The 13,561-nt window shown below is 70.9% G+C and carries 17 protein-coding genes; 12 read left to right on the top strand and 5 right to left on the bottom strand.

The window, feature by feature from the left end; all coding sequences use genetic code 11:
- Positions 1–91: 91 nt before the first annotated feature.
- From ACZ5VQ_RS19400 to ACZ5VQ_RS19390, 3 genes are all read left to right on the top strand, one after another.
- Positions 92–1,009, top strand: a complete 918-nt coding sequence (locus ACZ5VQ_RS19400) for a MurR/RpiR family transcriptional regulator (protein WP_469105953.1) — start codon at positions 92–94, stop codon at positions 1,007–1,009.
- Positions 1,010–1,206: 197 nt separating this feature from the next.
- The gene (gene murQ / locus ACZ5VQ_RS19395) at positions 1,207–2,199 is read left to right on the top strand and encodes an N-acetylmuramic acid 6-phosphate etherase (RefSeq protein WP_469105952.1); all 993 of its coding nucleotides are present in this window, start codon (positions 1,207–1,209) and stop codon (positions 2,197–2,199) included.
- 72 nt (positions 2,200–2,271) lie between these two features.
- Entirely contained in the window at positions 2,272–2,859 is a 588-nt protein-coding gene (locus ACZ5VQ_RS19390) for a hypothetical protein (protein WP_469105951.1), read from the top strand.
- Positions 2,860–2,875: 16 nt separating this feature from the next.
- Here ACZ5VQ_RS19390 and ACZ5VQ_RS19385 read toward each other — a convergent pair whose 3' ends face one another.
- Complete coding sequence (locus tag ACZ5VQ_RS19385; RefSeq protein ID WP_469106134.1) at positions 2,876–4,402, bottom strand: subtype B tannase; 1,527 nt, start codon at positions 4,400–4,402, stop codon at positions 2,876–2,878.
- 511 nt (positions 4,403–4,913) lie between these two features.
- On the opposite strand from ACZ5VQ_RS19385, the gene ACZ5VQ_RS19380 reads away from it, so the two are divergent.
- A complete protein-coding gene (locus ACZ5VQ_RS19380; RefSeq protein WP_469105950.1) occupies positions 4,914–5,429 on the top strand; it encodes a MarR family winged helix-turn-helix transcriptional regulator in 516 nt (171 codons plus the stop codon).
- Positions 5,430–5,481: 52 nt separating this feature from the next.
- Here ACZ5VQ_RS19380 and ACZ5VQ_RS19375 read toward each other — a convergent pair whose 3' ends face one another.
- Entirely contained in the window at positions 5,482–6,132 is a 651-nt protein-coding gene (locus tag ACZ5VQ_RS19375; RefSeq protein WP_469105949.1) for an FMN-dependent NADH-azoreductase, read from the bottom strand.
- 169 nt (positions 6,133–6,301) lie between these two features.
- On the opposite strand from ACZ5VQ_RS19375, the gene ACZ5VQ_RS19370 reads away from it, so the two are divergent.
- From ACZ5VQ_RS19370 to ACZ5VQ_RS19360, 3 genes are all read left to right on the top strand, one after another.
- Entirely contained in the window at positions 6,302–6,967 is a 666-nt protein-coding gene (locus tag ACZ5VQ_RS19370; protein WP_469105948.1) for a nitroreductase, read from the top strand.
- 67 nt (positions 6,968–7,034) lie between these two features.
- Positions 7,035–7,832 (top strand): DUF899 domain-containing protein, encoded by a 798-nt coding sequence (locus ACZ5VQ_RS19365; RefSeq protein ID WP_469105947.1) that lies wholly within the window; start codon positions 7,035–7,037, stop codon positions 7,830–7,832.
- A 54-nt stretch (positions 7,833–7,886) separates the two neighbouring features.
- Positions 7,887–8,537, top strand: coding sequence for a uridine kinase family protein (locus tag ACZ5VQ_RS19360; RefSeq protein WP_469105946.1), 651 nt, complete (start codon positions 7,887–7,889; stop codon positions 8,535–8,537).
- Between the two features lie 17 nt (positions 8,538–8,554).
- Here the strand turns inward: ACZ5VQ_RS19360 and ACZ5VQ_RS19355 are convergent, their stop codons facing one another.
- Together ACZ5VQ_RS19355 and ACZ5VQ_RS19350 are read right to left on the bottom strand one after the other, a co-directional pair.
- Complete coding sequence (locus tag ACZ5VQ_RS19355) at positions 8,555–8,755, bottom strand: hypothetical protein (RefSeq protein ID WP_055616380.1); 201 nt, start codon at positions 8,753–8,755, stop codon at positions 8,555–8,557.
- Positions 8,752–8,979, bottom strand: coding sequence for a hypothetical protein (locus ACZ5VQ_RS19350; RefSeq protein ID WP_469105945.1), 228 nt, complete (start codon positions 8,977–8,979; stop codon positions 8,752–8,754). Before ACZ5VQ_RS19350 ends, ACZ5VQ_RS19355 begins: the two co-directional genes overlap by 4 nt.
- Before the next feature lie 115 nt (positions 8,980–9,094).
- Between ACZ5VQ_RS19350 and ACZ5VQ_RS19345 the strand changes: the two genes are divergently transcribed.
- The 5 genes from ACZ5VQ_RS19345 (at position 9,095) to ACZ5VQ_RS19325 (ending at position 12,289) form a co-directional block, all read left to right on the top strand.
- A complete protein-coding gene (locus ACZ5VQ_RS19345; protein ID WP_469105944.1) occupies positions 9,095–9,937 on the top strand; it encodes a helix-turn-helix domain-containing protein in 843 nt (280 codons plus the stop codon).
- Positions 9,918–10,184 carry a DUF397 domain-containing protein gene (locus ACZ5VQ_RS19340; protein ID WP_469105943.1) on the top strand — a complete coding sequence of 89 codons (267 nt, stop codon included), beginning with the start codon at positions 9,918–9,920 and terminating at the stop codon, positions 10,182–10,184. Before ACZ5VQ_RS19345 ends, ACZ5VQ_RS19340 begins: the two co-directional genes overlap by 20 nt.
- Positions 10,185–10,409: 225 nt before the next feature.
- Positions 10,410–11,312 carry a hypothetical protein gene (locus ACZ5VQ_RS19335; protein WP_469105942.1) on the top strand — a complete coding sequence of 301 codons (903 nt, stop codon included), beginning with the start codon at positions 10,410–10,412 and terminating at the stop codon, positions 11,310–11,312.
- A gap of 59 nt (positions 11,313–11,371) precedes the next feature.
- Positions 11,372–12,043, top strand: a complete 672-nt coding sequence (locus ACZ5VQ_RS19330) for a Uma2 family endonuclease (RefSeq protein WP_469105941.1) — start codon at positions 11,372–11,374, stop codon at positions 12,041–12,043.
- A 33-nt stretch (positions 12,044–12,076) separates the two neighbouring features.
- Entirely contained in the window at positions 12,077–12,289 is a 213-nt protein-coding gene (locus ACZ5VQ_RS19325) for a hypothetical protein (RefSeq protein WP_469105940.1), read from the top strand.
- Between the two features lie 82 nt (positions 12,290–12,371).
- Here ACZ5VQ_RS19325 and ACZ5VQ_RS19320 read toward each other — a convergent pair whose 3' ends face one another.
- Positions 12,372–13,496, bottom strand: a complete 1,125-nt coding sequence (locus ACZ5VQ_RS19320) for an NADH:flavin oxidoreductase (protein WP_469105939.1) — start codon at positions 13,494–13,496, stop codon at positions 12,372–12,374.
- Positions 13,497–13,561 lie beyond the last annotated feature (65 nt).

Here is a 13,561-nt window from a genome sequence, read left to right as displayed (position 1 = left end):
GGCGCCGCCGCGTGGGCGGGAGCCCCCGTCGGCCCGCAGACGCAGGACCCACCCCCTTGACCCTCCCCCGTGCCGAAAATATCTTTCATACGTGACCCACGAAGTGAAGGAAATTTTCGCGGGCGAAACCCCGCCGGCCCCCGCGGCCCTCGCCGCCAAGGTCCGCACACTCGCCCCGTCGATGACCCGCTCCATGCAGCGCGTCGCCGAGGCCGTGGCCGCCGACCCCGCCGGCTGCGCGGCCCTCACGGTCACCGGCCTCGCGGAACTGACCGGCACCAGCGAGGCGACGGTCGTCCGCACGGCCCGTCTCCTCGGCTACCCCGGCTACCGCGACCTGCGGCTGGCCCTCGCCGGACTCGCCGCCCAGCAGCAGTCGGGCCGGGCCCCCGCCGTGACGGCCGACATCGCGGTCGACGACCCGATCGCGGACGTGGTCGCCAAGCTCGCGTACGACGAACAGCAGACGCTCGCCGACACGGCGGCCGGCCTGGACACGGTCCAGCTCGGCGCGGCGGTCGGCGCCCTCGCGGCCGCCCGCCGTATCGACGTGTACGGCGTCGGGGCATCCGGCCTCGTCGCGCAGGACCTGACCCAGAAGCTCCTGCGGATCGGTCTCATAGCGCAGGCGCACAGCGACCCGCACCTCGCGGTGACCAACGCCGTGCAACTGCGGGCCAAGGACGTGGCGATCTCGATCACGCACTCCGGGTCGACGGGCGATGTCATCGAGCCGTTGCGGGTCGCGTTCGAACACGGGGCCACGACGGTCGCGATCACCGGGCGCCCGGACGGTCCCGTCACCCAGTACGCGGACCACATCCTCACCACGTCCACGGCCCGGGAGAGCGAGCTGCGGCCCGCGGCGATGTCCTCGCGGACGAGTCAGCTGCTGGTGGTGGACTGCCTGTTCATCGGGGTCGCGCAGCGGACGTATGAGACTGCGGCGCCTGCGTTGTCGGCGTCGTACGAGGCGTTGGCGCACCGTCACCGGAGCGGGTCGCGCTAGCCGCGGTTTGAGGCCGGTGGGTAGCTGCGGGTGCGTGGGCGCTGGTTGCGCCCACGCGGCAGGTCGCATAGGTACACAGCCCCGCGCCCCTGAAAGAAGGCAGGTACACGTCCCCGGCACCGGAAAGTCCAGCCGCCGAAAGCCCGGACCGGACAGCCCAGCACCAGAACGCCCAGTACCAGAAAGAGCCGTCGTACATGACCTCCAGCGCCGATGCCACCGACGCCCCCTCTCATTCCTCGCGCTCCTCCCACTCCTCGCCCTCCGACCACCGCGATGTGCGGGCCGAGTTGGAGAGTCTGACCACTGAGGCCTTTCGGCCCGAGTTGTCCGAGATCGATCAGTTGCCCACGCTGGACATCGCGAAGCTCATGAACGGGGAGGACGCGACCGTGCCGGGCGCGGTCGCCGCGCAGCTGCCGGGCATCGCGGCGGCGATCGACGCCATCGCGGAGCGGATGGGGCGGGGCGGGCGGCTCGTCTACGCGGGCGCGGGCACGGCCGGCCGGCTCGGGGTGCTGGACGCGTCCGAGTGTCCGCCCACCTTCAACACCGACCCCTCCGAGGTCGTCGGCCTGGTCGCGGGCGGCCCGGCGGCGATGACGACGTCGATCGAGGGCGCGGAGGACTCGGCGGAGCTGGCCGTGGAGGACCTCTCCGCCCTGGACCTCACGGCGGACGACGTGGTCGTGGGCGTCTCGGCCTCGGGCCGCACCCCGTACGCGATCGGGGCGGTGGAGCACGCGCGGGCGCTCGGTGCCCTCACGGTCGGCCTGTCCTGCAACGCGGACAGCGCCCTGGCGGCGGCGGCCGACCACGGCATCGAGGTGGTCGTGGGGCCCGAGCTGCTGACCGGCTCCACCCGCCTGAAGGCGGGCACGGCCCAGAAACTCGTCCTCAACATGCTCTCGACGATCACGATGATCCGCCTGGGCAAGACGTACGGGAACCTGATGGTCGACGTACGGGCCTCGAACGAGAAGCTGCGCGCCCGCTCCCGCCGTATCGTCGCGCTCGCCACCGGCGCCTCCGACGAGGAGATCGAGACAGCCCTCGCCGCAACGGACGGCGAGGTCAAGAACGCCATCCTCACCATCCTGGGCAACGTGGACGGCCCCACGGCGGCCCACCTCCTGGAGGAAAGCGACGGCCACCTGCGCGCGGCGCTGGCAGCGGCACCCCGTCTTTAGTCTTTTGGCTCTCCCCGGACTGTCAGTGGGACATGCGAGGGTGGAGGAGCCAAAAGGAAGGGACGCCAAACCGTGAACCACGCGCAACTGACCGCTCTGGGCCGCGCCCTGCGGGTGCTCGGCGAGCACGGGGACGCCCTGTCCTCCGATACGCAGGACGCGAAACTGCATGAGGTGAAGGCCGACCTCAAGCGGGCGCTGGACCTGCTGGAGGAGACCGTGACGACGGCGGCCCCGACCACGCGCTGCCCGGAGCACCCCACGGGCCCGGTCGACCAGGACGCCCCGGACCTGTGCCTGCTCTGCGAGACCCGTCGCCGCCTCGCCCGCCGTTCGAAGGTCAACGACTCGTTCCCGCAGGGCCGTCCGACCGCCCCGGACGAGCTCGTGGAGCGCACGAAGTCGCGTTACGGCGTCCGGGGCGACCGGCCCCAGCCCCAGCAGCGCTGGCTCCCCGAGCTGTGGACGGGCCAGGCCTGGCAGCTCTGCGGCACACCCCGCCGCGACAAGCAGGAGGCGGAGCTGTATCTCGCCGCCCAGCGCCGGGGCCCCCGCCCGAGCATGGCCTACCGACTGGTGCACGAGTTCACCGACTACGAGGTGCTGCGGATCTGGGGCACCCCGGTGAAGATCGACATCGAGCCGATGGGGAACCTCTAGCCCGACACCCCTGTTCTCAGCCGGTCCCTCCGCTCCAGCCCGACACCTCGGCGATCCACTTGATGAAGTCGCCCGGGTCCTGGTCGGCGCCGTGGCCGGCGTCCCAGTAGTACGCGGTGTCGGCGTCGTCGCCCAGGCTCGTCAGGCGGGCGGAGAGGTTGCCCGCGACCGAGAGCGAGGTGTCGCTGTCCTTGGTGCCGAGGCGTATCCACCAGTGCTTGGACCGGTTCCGGTTGAGGTCCTCGACGAGGTGGTGCATCGGGTTCATCAGGTCGAGCTTCGCGGGGATGTCGACGTCGAGACGGGCGCTGTCGCCGCCGGCGTGACGCAGGCTGTAGAGCGTGAAGTGGCGGGCCTTCGTGGTCCCCGTGCCGAACAGGTTGTTCTCGGGGGTGGCCAGGTCGAAGCCGTCGAACGACGGCGCGTTCTTCTTCCGGGCGCCCACGTGGGTGAGGAAGTCGGCCCAGGAGAAGGCCGCCCGGCCGCCGGACCACGTGATGAACGTGTTCGCGGCCAGGTAGGCGGCACGGTCCGCGTCCGGCAGGGCGGCGAGGTATCGGGTGGCCGACGGCTCCAGATGGGTCTTCAGCAGGTACTCGTCTAGGTTGCGCGCGGTGAGCCTGCCGAAGCCCTTCGCCCGCAGCCCGAGTGAGGCCAGGTGGTCGCCGTACGCGGCCTTGAGCTCCCGGGAAATGGTCTGGTCGACCTGTGCGCCGCTGCCCAGCGGGTTGTCGCCCCAGCACCACTCGTACGCCATGTCGGAGTGTTCGAGGTCGGTGATCGGGCACCAGGCGCCGACGGCGAAGATCGCGTCGCTCGCGTCGGCCGCGCCGATCGCCTTCAGATACGGGTCGTAGCGCGGGCTGTCACCGGACGCGCCGAGCAGCGAGGACAGGGCCCCGCCGGCACTGACACCGGAGGAGACGATCCGGTGCACGTTGCCCGGGACGCGGCCCTCGTTGGACTTCAGGTACCGCACGGCGGCCTTCAGGTCCACGATGGCGGCCGGTGCTGTGCCGTAGTACGTCCCGGTGGCGTCGACGAGGGTACGGCCGCGGGCGCCCGGCTCCACGACGACGTACCCGGCGGCGAGCGCGAGCGCCTGGCGGCTGGTCCCGCCGCCCATCCCGGACGGGACGATCCCGGTGTTCTTCGCCACGGACGACGGCATGTAACCGCCGATGGCGTTGGCGAGGAGGATCGGCGCGTCGGTGGCGTCGACGGCCGTTCCGTCGATCCGCACCGGGACGCTGACGTTCAGGGACTGGTACGCCGCGTCGACCGGCTTCGCCACGTACGAGGCGACCTTGTGGAATCGGTAGACGACCTCATGGGCGACGCCGTCGGTGTCCTTGATGGTGAGGGTCGACTCGGTGTAGGCGTCGGGGTCGAAGGCCAGGGAGGAGCGGCTCGCGGCGGCCGAGGCCACCGAGGGTGCCGCTGAGGTCCCGCTCCCGGCCCGAGTTGCCTGAGTGGCCTGCGCGGCCCGTGCCCCGGAGGCGAAGCCGACCGTCGGCACCGCCGCGGCCGCCGTGAGTCCCATGACCACTGCTCTACGCTGCACTTCCGTCTCCTGTCTGCACGGCCCATACGGTCAACAACCGTTTGCCAACGCCCGGTTGGGTGCCGACGGACCCCAGTGCAGCAGCGATTTCTTAAGACTTCCTGTGCCCCTCCGGCCACAGCACAGGGAACCGGCCACCACCCCCCAACACCACGTCCTGCCTGGTCCACCGCCATACCGAACGAATCGCCCACAAAATTGTCAGCAATTTTGGCGCATTCTCGCGCGGGGAGCGGGGGGGGGGAAAACCCCCCCCCCCCCCCCCCCCCCCCCCCCCCCCCCCCAAACCCCCCCCCCCCCCCCCCCAACCCACCCCCCCCCCCCCCCCCCCCCCTCCCCCTCCTCCTCCTTCTTCCTGTTGGGGGTGGGGGGGGGGGGGGGGGGTGGTGGGGGGGGGGGGGGGCACCCCCCCCCCCCCCCCCCCCCCCCCGGCCGCATACCGTTTCAATCGAGACCGTATCGATCGGATTAACAGCGGTAACATGCCGCCATGACCGCCGACGCTCCCCACCCCGTCACCACCAGCGCCTCGCAGCCCGCCGCCACAACCACCTCGCGCGCGACCGACGGCCCCGGGGACACCTCACCCTTCGCTCTCGGTCTGCTGCTGCGGCAGGCGCACTGGCGGGCGGCCGCGGTGATGTCGGAGGCGCTTCGGCCGCTCGGCATCGAGTTGCGGCATTTCGCCGTGCTGATCGCGCTGGTCGACCGCGGACCCACGGTGCAGCGCGACCTGGCGGCGGCGACGGGGACGGACAAGGCGGGGATCATGCGGGTCGTCGACGACCTGGAGCGCAAGGGCCTGGCCGTACGCAAGTCCGTTCCGGGGGACCGGCGGGTGCGGGCGGTGGAGATCACGCCTCAGGGCATCGAGCTCTTCGACGCGGCCCATGCGGGGGCGGCGCCGCTGGCCGAGAGCCTGGTCGCCGACCTGGCGCCCGGCGAGCCCGAGCAGCTGACCGACCTGCTGACCCGGTTCGCCTATCCCGCGGGCGGCGAGGGGTAGGCACTCCCACGGCCCACAACCCACGGCCCACGACCCACTGCCCGGGGGCGGTTTACGCGGCGAGGCGTTCCGCGAGCGCCTTGGCCTTGGCGGTCGCGTCCGCGAAGGCGCGCTCGCGCGAGGCCTCGTACAGGGGGATCAGCTCGGACATGGCGGGGTTGCGGGGGGCCATGGTGAGTTCCGGGACGATGAATTCGAGGTCCAGGCCGAGGGCACCCTGGAGGACGACCTCCAGGTAGTTCTGCACGAACTCGAAGCCCTCGCGCGGGGTGCCCGGCGCGTAGGAGCCGCCGCGGCTGGCGACGACGACGACCGGGGTGCCCTGGGCGGAGGGGGCCTCACCCGCCGTACGACCGAGCAGGAACACGTTGTCCAGCCACGCCTTGAGGGTCGACGGGATCGAGTAGTTGTGCATCGGGGCGCCGATCAGGACGACGTCCGCCCGCTCCAACTCCTCCATGAGCCGCACGCGCTCGCCGAACGCGGCGGCCTGCTCCGGGGTGCGCTCGGACGGGTCCGTGAAGCCGGCGGACCAGGCGGCGGCGGTGATGTGCGGGACCGGGTCGGCGGCGAGGTCGCGGTGGATCACCGTGCCCTCCGGGTGCTGCTCCTCCCAGGCCTTGCGGAAGGCGTCCGCGACCGAACGGGACGAGGACGCCTCGCCGGGGAGCACGGACGAGTCGATGTGCAGCAGCGTGGTCATGCGCTTTCTCCAAGGAACGGTGCCCGGGCGGAGGCCGGGGGCAGAGGATTCGTACTCGAAGACAGTTAAACACGAGAAGGTATCGAATGATACCGTCGTGGGTAAGACGATGAAACCAGTGACGTGGAGCAGCGTCGAGCAGCGGCGAGCAGATGGGAGGTAGGCGGCCTTGGACGTCTATGAGGCGGTCACGAGCCGACGGGCGGTGCGCGAGTTCACCGACCGGTATGTCCCGAGGGAGGCCCTGGAGCGCGTACTGTCCACCGCGGCCTGGGCGCCGTCCGCGTCGAACCTCCAGCCGTGGCACGCCTACGTGCTGACCGGCGGTCCGCTGGCCGAGCTCAAGAAGCGCGCCGGTGAGCGCCTGTCCGCGGGCGACCCCTGGGACGAGCCGGAGTACGAGATGTACCCGCCCGCGCTCAAGTCCCCGTACCGGGAACGCCGGTCCGCCTTCGGTGAGCAGCGCTACGGCGCACTCGGCATTCCGCGCGAGGACCTGGAGGCGCGCCAGCGGGCGGCCGCCGCGAACTGGGAGTGCTTCGGCGCGCCCGCCGCCCTCTTCTGCTACATCGACCGCGACCTGGGCCCGGCCCAGTGGTCCGACGTCGGCATGTTTCTGCAGACGGTCATGCTGCTGCTCCGCGCCGAAGGGCTGCACAGCTGTACGCAGATGGCGTGGGCGAAGTACCACCGGACCGTCGCGGAGGTTCTGGCACCCCCGGACGAGCTCATCCTCTTCTGCGGCATGTCGATCGGGTTCGAGGACACCACATTGGGATACACCCGTACGGGCCGGGCTCCGCTCGACGAGACGGTCGTGTTCGTCGAGCCTTGAGTCCGACGGGAGCAGGGAGCCGCGAGCAGTAACCAGGACAGCGGCGAGAGCAGCTGGGAGGTCCGCGATGGCGACGATGGGGAACCTGCCCGAGGTGGTGTCGCGCGAGGAGTGGCTCGCGGCCCGCAAGGAGCTGCTGGCGAAGGAGAAGGAGCTCACCCGGGCACGCGACCGGGTGAACGCCGACCGGCGGCGCCTGCCGATGGTCCGCGTCGACAAGCCGTACACCTTCGAGGGCCCGGACGGGACCGTGTCGCTGCCCGACCTGTTCGAGGGGCGGCCCCAGCTGGTCATGCACCACTTCATGTGGACGTACGACATCGACGCCGACGGCAACGAACACCCCCGCGACACGGGCTGCCCCAGCTGCTCCTCCGCCGCCGACGGCATCGCCGGCCTGCGGCAGCTGCACGCCCGCGACACGACGCTGGTCGCGGTGACGCGCGCGCCGTACGCGAAGCTCGCCGCGTACCGCGAGCGGATGGGCTGGACGTTCCCCTGGTACTCCTCGGCCGGTGGCGACTTCAACTACGACTTCCACGCGACGGTCGACGACCGCGTCGCGCCCGTCCAGGTCTTCCACTACACCGAGGCCGAACTCGCCGCGGCCGGAATGCCCTGGTCGGAGAACCTGCGCGGCGACTGGCCGGGCATCAGCGCGTTCCTGCGGGTGGGCGACGAGGTGTTCCACACCTACTCGACCTTCGGCCGTGGCATCGAGGAGTTCCACAACGGCTACCGCTGGCTCGACCTCACCGCGCTCGGCCGCCAGGAGGCATGGGAGGAGCCGAAGGACCGCGCGACCCCGCGCGGCATGCAGGTCGGCGGCCCCGGGATGCGCATCCCGGACGAGTACGACGTCTGAGACGGAACGTGTAGGGCCGGACGTGTGAGACGGGACGTGTGAGACGGGTTGGCGATGCGTCTGCACCCGGGCGAGACCGAGGCCGCCGGCTGGCGGACGGTGAACGTGCTCGACGCCGTCCGGCAGCTGCGCTCGGCATCACCCGGCGTCACCGGACGTCCGCGGGTGATCGCGATCGACGGCCGGGGCGGCGCCGGCAAGACGACCCTGGCCGAGCGGCTGCGCAGGGCGGTGCCCGACTCCGCCGTCGTGCACACCGACGACATCGCCTGGAACCACGCCTGCTTCGACTGGGGCGCCGCGCTCGTCGAGAACATCCTGCGCCCCTTGCACCGGGGTGAGTCGGTGGACTTCCGCCCTGCTCCCTGGATCACCCACGACCGGCCCGGATCGATCACCGTCCCCGCCGGTGCCGACGTCATCTGGGTCGAGGGCACCGGCGTCATCCGCGAGGAGCTCGCCCCGTGGCTGGACGCCTCGGTGTGGATGCAGGGCGACCTCGACGAGCAGGAGCGCCTGCTCTCCGTCCGCGACGGTGACTCCCCCGAGCAGCGGAAGCACGTGGCCAACTGGCTGCTGGAGGAACTGCCGTTCATGCTGCGGGAACAGCCGTGGGCCCGGGCCACCCTGATCGTCGCCGGCCCTCCGTGGACCGACCACGACCCGGACACCGAGTTGGTCGTCGCCCCGCCGACGGGCCCGTAGTCCGGCCGCCCACCCGGTCACGGCAGCCGCCCCTCCCAGTTGAGCCGCCGCACCCGCGCGCGCAACACCTCCCCCACCGGAGCCTCGCCCACCGCCTCCGGCGGACAGTCCCACTCCCGACCGCCACCCACGGGCCGCAGCTGTACGTATCCGCCCTCGCGCCCCATGACCTGCCCGACCCGCCCGTCGCGCAGGTCGACCGCGTACTCCCGGCTCACGCGTCCCCACCCGCCGCCGCCCCGCGCAGCGCGTCGGCCAGCCGGACCGCCGTCCGTACGTTGCACCGCCCCAACTCCACCAGTGCGTACGGTTCGCCGGTGGCCGCCGTCACCGGGTCGACGCCCAGCGACGGCAGCGCGACGCCCGCCCCCTCCAGGGCCGCCCGAAGGCACGCCACCGCGTCCTCCGTCGACAGCACCCGCTCACTCGACGTCATCTCCATCGCGCCCAGCCTCCACTCTGAGTGTTCACGTTCACCACACAGCGTGGCCATCCCGGCTCTAACCTGGCCAGAGACGGCGCCCCAACAACCCCTCCTGTCGGACAGGGAGTTGCACATGCCTGGATCGAAGGACCTTGACCCGTCCTCGTCACCTCGCGCGCTGATCGGCGCCGAGTTGCGCCACGCCCGCGAGAGCAAGGGCCTCAGCCAGAGCGAACTGGGCGAGCCCTTGTTCGTCAGCGGTTCGTTCATCGGCCAGTTGGAGGCCGGGACTCGACGCCTCCAGCTCGAATACGCCGCCCAGATAGACGAGATCCTCGACACGAACGGCTTCTTCGAGCGCAACTGCTCAGCTCTGGCCAAGTCCAAGTACCCGGATCACTTCGAAGAGGCAGCGGAGGCCGAGGCAGTTGCTACGGCCATCAGGCACTACCTACCGCTATTGATCCCCGGCCTGTTGCAGACCCCGGCGTACGCCTCAGCGCTGTTCCGCTCCTATCGGCCGACGGCCTCGGGCGCCGAGATCGAAGAGCTGGTGACGACCCGAATGGAACGTGCCCGCCTCCTCGGCGATCCAACAACCCCGTTGTTGTGGGTAGTCCTCGATGAGGCTGCGCTCCGGCGACCGGTCGGTGGAGCGGCGGCGATGGCAGAGGCCCTGCGCCATGTGGCAGACCTGGCGCGTCGCCACCGGATCATCATGCAGGTGCTGCCGTTTGACGCCGAAGCACATGCCGGAATGGGCGGCTCCTTGAAACTCATGGAGTTCGCAGACGCCCCGCCGCTCTGCTTCGTCGAGGGGCTGGACATGGGCAAACTGCTGGACGACCCCGCCACAGTTGCCCGTCACGCCCTCACGTTCAGCCTCCTCCAAGCGGCAGCACTTCCGCCTCAGGGTTCCTTGGCCCTGGTGGAGTCAGTGGCGCAGGATTACGAGCATGAAGACCAGCACCCGTGAGTACGACCTGCCCTCCGCCATCTGGTTCAAGTCCAGCTACAGCGCTGGCGACGGCGGCGACTGCCTCGAAGTCGCCCGCTGGCGCAAGTCGACTCACAGCGACGGCAGCGGCGGCAACTGCCTGGAAGTGGCCCCCGGCCACCCCACCCTCGTCCCCGTACGCGACTCCAAGAACCCGCTCGGCCCGAAGCTCGCGTTCCGGGCCGAGGCATGGTCGGCGTTCGTCGCGAACCTCAAGCAGGACTAGGCAGCCGTCGCCCCGAAGCTCAAGCGTCGAGCTTCGAGCCCTGCTTCTGAGGATTGGGTGGTGGGTCTCAACCCACCCACCCTCCCTGTGAGTTGACTCGACGCGACCGGCTTGCCACGGACAGTCACGAGAGTCTAGCGTGCCCGGATAACGAACAGCCCCCGCCAGGTGCTAGCAACACCTGCGGGGGCTTGACCTACGAGATCGAAGGACAAGTTCGATCCCATGGCTGACGCCAAGCTTAGTGCTGCCTTCTCCCCTGCGCACGCACTCCCACACCCCATGGCCAATCCGGGTTACGGAAAACGCGCCGCCCCGGGCCAACTCCCCCGTACGGCGCACGACTTCGCGCACCTCCCACCCCGAGAAGCGGCCGTCGCCGCGTACATCGACCGCCTCCCCGGTGGCGCCGACATCTCCGTAAAGACGCTGGCCAAGACGCTCCCGTACGGCCAGTGCGCACTCCGCAGCGCCCTCAACAACCTCCAGCGGGCAGGGCACTTGCGCCGAGGCCGCGAACACCTGGCCGACTCGGGAAGCCCCCGCTGGATCACCCGAACGTGGTTCTCGCGAACGGCGCGCGACGACGACTGGTGGGCGGCGTTCACGCGGGGCGACGTACCGAAGGAATCGCAGGAACCCCCTTCCGGGCGGGGCGGCCCCACCCGCTCCCGCGCGTACATCCTGCTCGCGGCGCTCGGCCGTACGACCCCGTCACTGTCCCTGTCCGCCAGAGCGTGCGAGGACCTCGCCCCGCTCGTCACGGAGTGGTTCGCGAGGGGCGCGACCGACGAACACGTACTCCGGGCCCTGACGGCGGGCCTCCCGGTCCCGGTCCACAGCCCGGCGGCCATCGTCCGCACCCGCCTCACCACGAAGCTCCCCCCGGAACAGGAACAGGAACCGGAACCGACTCCGCCGCGACGCCCACCCCTCCGCGTACTGGAGTGCGCCAAGTGCGGCACACCGGGCCGCCCCGAGGCCCTGCCAGGTGGCATCTGCGGCCCGTGCCGGGGCGAGGCGGTGCCACCTGGGCCGTCCGTCCCCCTGACATCCACCGCAGTCCACGCCCACGCCGCCGCGGCCCGCGCGGCGATGGTCGACCGACGAGAAAGGCCACGCCTATGACCGCTCCAACAGTCCGAAGGCACACAGCCGGGGCACGATGGAAGGGAGGAGGCAAAACCATGACCCCTGGCACCACCGAACACCCGCAGATGTCCGTCGAGGACTTCGAAGAGCTTGCCCGCAAGGCGCCGAAGCGCGTGCAGCTCGAATTCCTCGAAGGGCGCCTGTCCAGCAAGTACCCGCTCGACGTCGAGGACTTCGAGGAGCTGGAGAGCCAGGCACCCGAGACCGTGCGGCTTGAGTACATCAACGGAAAACTAAGGGTCAAGGCAATGCCGGACGGCAAACACACGTCGATCTTTATGTGGCTCCTCCGCCAGTGCATGCAGCAACGCCCCGACCTGGACCTCGCGCCCGAGCGGGGCGTCAAGGCGGAGGCCTACCGCAAGGGCCGCGCACGTACGGACGGCTTCCTGGCGCCGGTGGATCACTTCAGGGACGACGGCGAGTGGTCCGAGACCGACGGCGCTCTCATGGCCGTCGAAATCACCTCCCACGACCGCGACACCGACCAGCGCGACCGCATCGACAAGCCCGTCGGCTACGCGGAGGCCGACATCCCCGTCTACCTCCTGATCGACCGCGACAACAACACCGTCACCGTGTTCAGCGAGCCGAAGGACGGCCGCTACCAGCAGGCTCCCTCCTACCCGTGGGGATCCATCGTGGAGATCCCCGAACCCGTCGGCATCACCCTGAAAACCGAGAAGCTCAAGGACTACGCGGACTGACGGCCCACGCGCGCCGACGAAGGAACAGCCAGAGTGAGCCGACCGCACTCTCCCACCGGTGAGCACGGCAAGTCCGCCGCCGTACCCATCCCGACGAGCGGACCGGAAGAGCCGCAGCGGTTGCGGGACGAGGCGGACATCGCCGAAGCGCAGGCCCGTGAGGCCGCTCCGTCCGGGGCAGCCATGTCCCACGACGAGTTCATGGCCCAGCTGGAGGAAGAGGACCGTCAGGAGGCCGCTTCCTGACCCACCCGCGGGACGCCCGAGGGCGGCACCCCGCGAGAAGGGCGCCGCCCTCGGCGTACAACAGCCATCAGTGTTGGTCGGCTCAGCTGAGTGAGCCCAGCGCCGCCGCGTCGTACGCCCCCAGCTCGTCGAACCGGCCGTCGAGGACCTTCGCCGCCCACTCCGGGTCCTGGAGCAGCGCGCGGCCCACGGCCACCATGTCGAACTCGTCGCTCTCCAGGCGGTCCAGCAGGTCGTCGATGCCCCTGGCCGGGGCGCCCTCGCCCTGGAAACCCTTGAGGAAGTCGCCGTCGAGGCCGACCGAGCCGACGGTGATGACCGGCTTGCCCGTCAGCTTCTTCGTCCAGCCGGCCAGGTTCAGGTCCGAGCCGTCGAACTCCGGGAGCCAGTAGCGGCGGGTGGAGGCGTGGAAGGCGTCCACACCGGCCGCGGCGAGCGGGGCCAGCAGCGCCTCCAGCTCCTCCGGCGTCTGGGCGAGACGTGCTTCGTAGGCCTGCTGCTTCCACTGCGAGAAGCGGAAGATGATCGGGAAGGACGGCGAGACGGCGGCACGCACCGCCGCCACGATCTCCGCGGCGAACTGCGCCCGGGCGACGAGGTCACCGCCGTACGCGTCCGTGCGGCGGTTCGTGCCCGACCACAGGAACTGGTCGATCAGGTAGCCGTGCGCACCGTGCAGTTCGACCCCGTCGAAGCCGATGCGCTCGGCGGCGGCAGCGGCCTCGGCGAAGGCCTGGATGACGTCGTCCAGGTCCTGGCGGGTCATGGCCTTGCCGGTGACCTCGGCGCCCTCCGTGTGGATACCGGACGGGCTGACGGACGGGGCGTCCGCGAACGGCGGCTCGCCGGCCCTGCGCACACTCCCGATGTGCCACAGCTGCGGCACGATCTTCCCGCCCGCCGCGTGCACGGCCTCGGCGACCTTCGCCCACCCGGCCAGCTGCTCCGCCCCGTGGAAGCGCGGGACCCGGTCGCTCTGCCCGGCCGAGTCGTGGCCCACGTACGTGCCCTCGGTGACGATCAGGCCGACCCCGGCGGCGGCACGGCGCGCGTAGTACGACGCCACGTCCTCCCCCGGAACACCGCCCGGCGAGAACTGCCGGGTCATCGGCGCCATCGCGATCCGGTTCGGAACGGTCAGGCCGTTGATGGAAACGGGCCGGGAAAGGATCTCGGCCGCGCGGGAGGCGGAGGGGGCGACAGTCACGTAGGGGCTCCTCTGGGGGATGGAGTGGTCGAGCGGTTCGGTCGAGCGGTTCGGTCGGTCTGCGG

Source organism: Streptomyces sp. NPDC033178 (genome assembly GCF_055577685.1).
Note: the sequence above shows the minus strand (reverse complement) of the source record. Positions and strands in the feature narration are given on the sequence as shown.

Coding starts and splice junctions, on each gene's coding strand:
- ACZ5VQ_RS19380 (WP_469105950.1), top strand. CDS start 4,914: ATGACCGCCGACGCTCCCCACCCCGTCACCACCAGCGCCTCGCAGCCC.
- ACZ5VQ_RS19385 (WP_469106134.1), bottom strand. CDS start 4,402: ATGGGACTCACGGCGGCCGCGGCGGTGCCGACGGTCGGCTTCGCCTCC.
- ACZ5VQ_RS19330 (WP_469105941.1), top strand. CDS start 11,372: ATGACCCCTGGCACCACCGAACACCCGCAGATGTCCGTCGAGGACTTC.
- murQ (WP_469105952.1), top strand. CDS start 1,207: ATGACCTCCAGCGCCGATGCCACCGACGCCCCCTCTCATTCCTCGCGC.
- ACZ5VQ_RS19350 (WP_469105945.1), bottom strand. CDS start 8,979: ATGGAGATGACGTCGAGTGAGCGGGTGCTGTCGACGGAGGACGCGGTG.
- ACZ5VQ_RS19360 (WP_469105946.1), top strand. CDS start 7,887: ATGCGTCTGCACCCGGGCGAGACCGAGGCCGCCGGCTGGCGGACGGTG.
- ACZ5VQ_RS19345 (WP_469105944.1), top strand. CDS start 9,095: ATGCCTGGATCGAAGGACCTTGACCCGTCCTCGTCACCTCGCGCGCTG.
- ACZ5VQ_RS19365 (WP_469105947.1), top strand. CDS start 7,035: ATGGCGACGATGGGGAACCTGCCCGAGGTGGTGTCGCGCGAGGAGTGG.
- ACZ5VQ_RS19340 (WP_469105943.1), top strand. CDS start 9,918: ATGAAGACCAGCACCCGTGAGTACGACCTGCCCTCCGCCATCTGGTTC.
- ACZ5VQ_RS19335 (WP_469105942.1), top strand. CDS start 10,410: ATGGCTGACGCCAAGCTTAGTGCTGCCTTCTCCCCTGCGCACGCACTC.
- ACZ5VQ_RS19375 (WP_469105949.1), bottom strand. CDS start 6,132: ATGACCACGCTGCTGCACATCGACTCGTCCGTGCTCCCCGGCGAGGCG.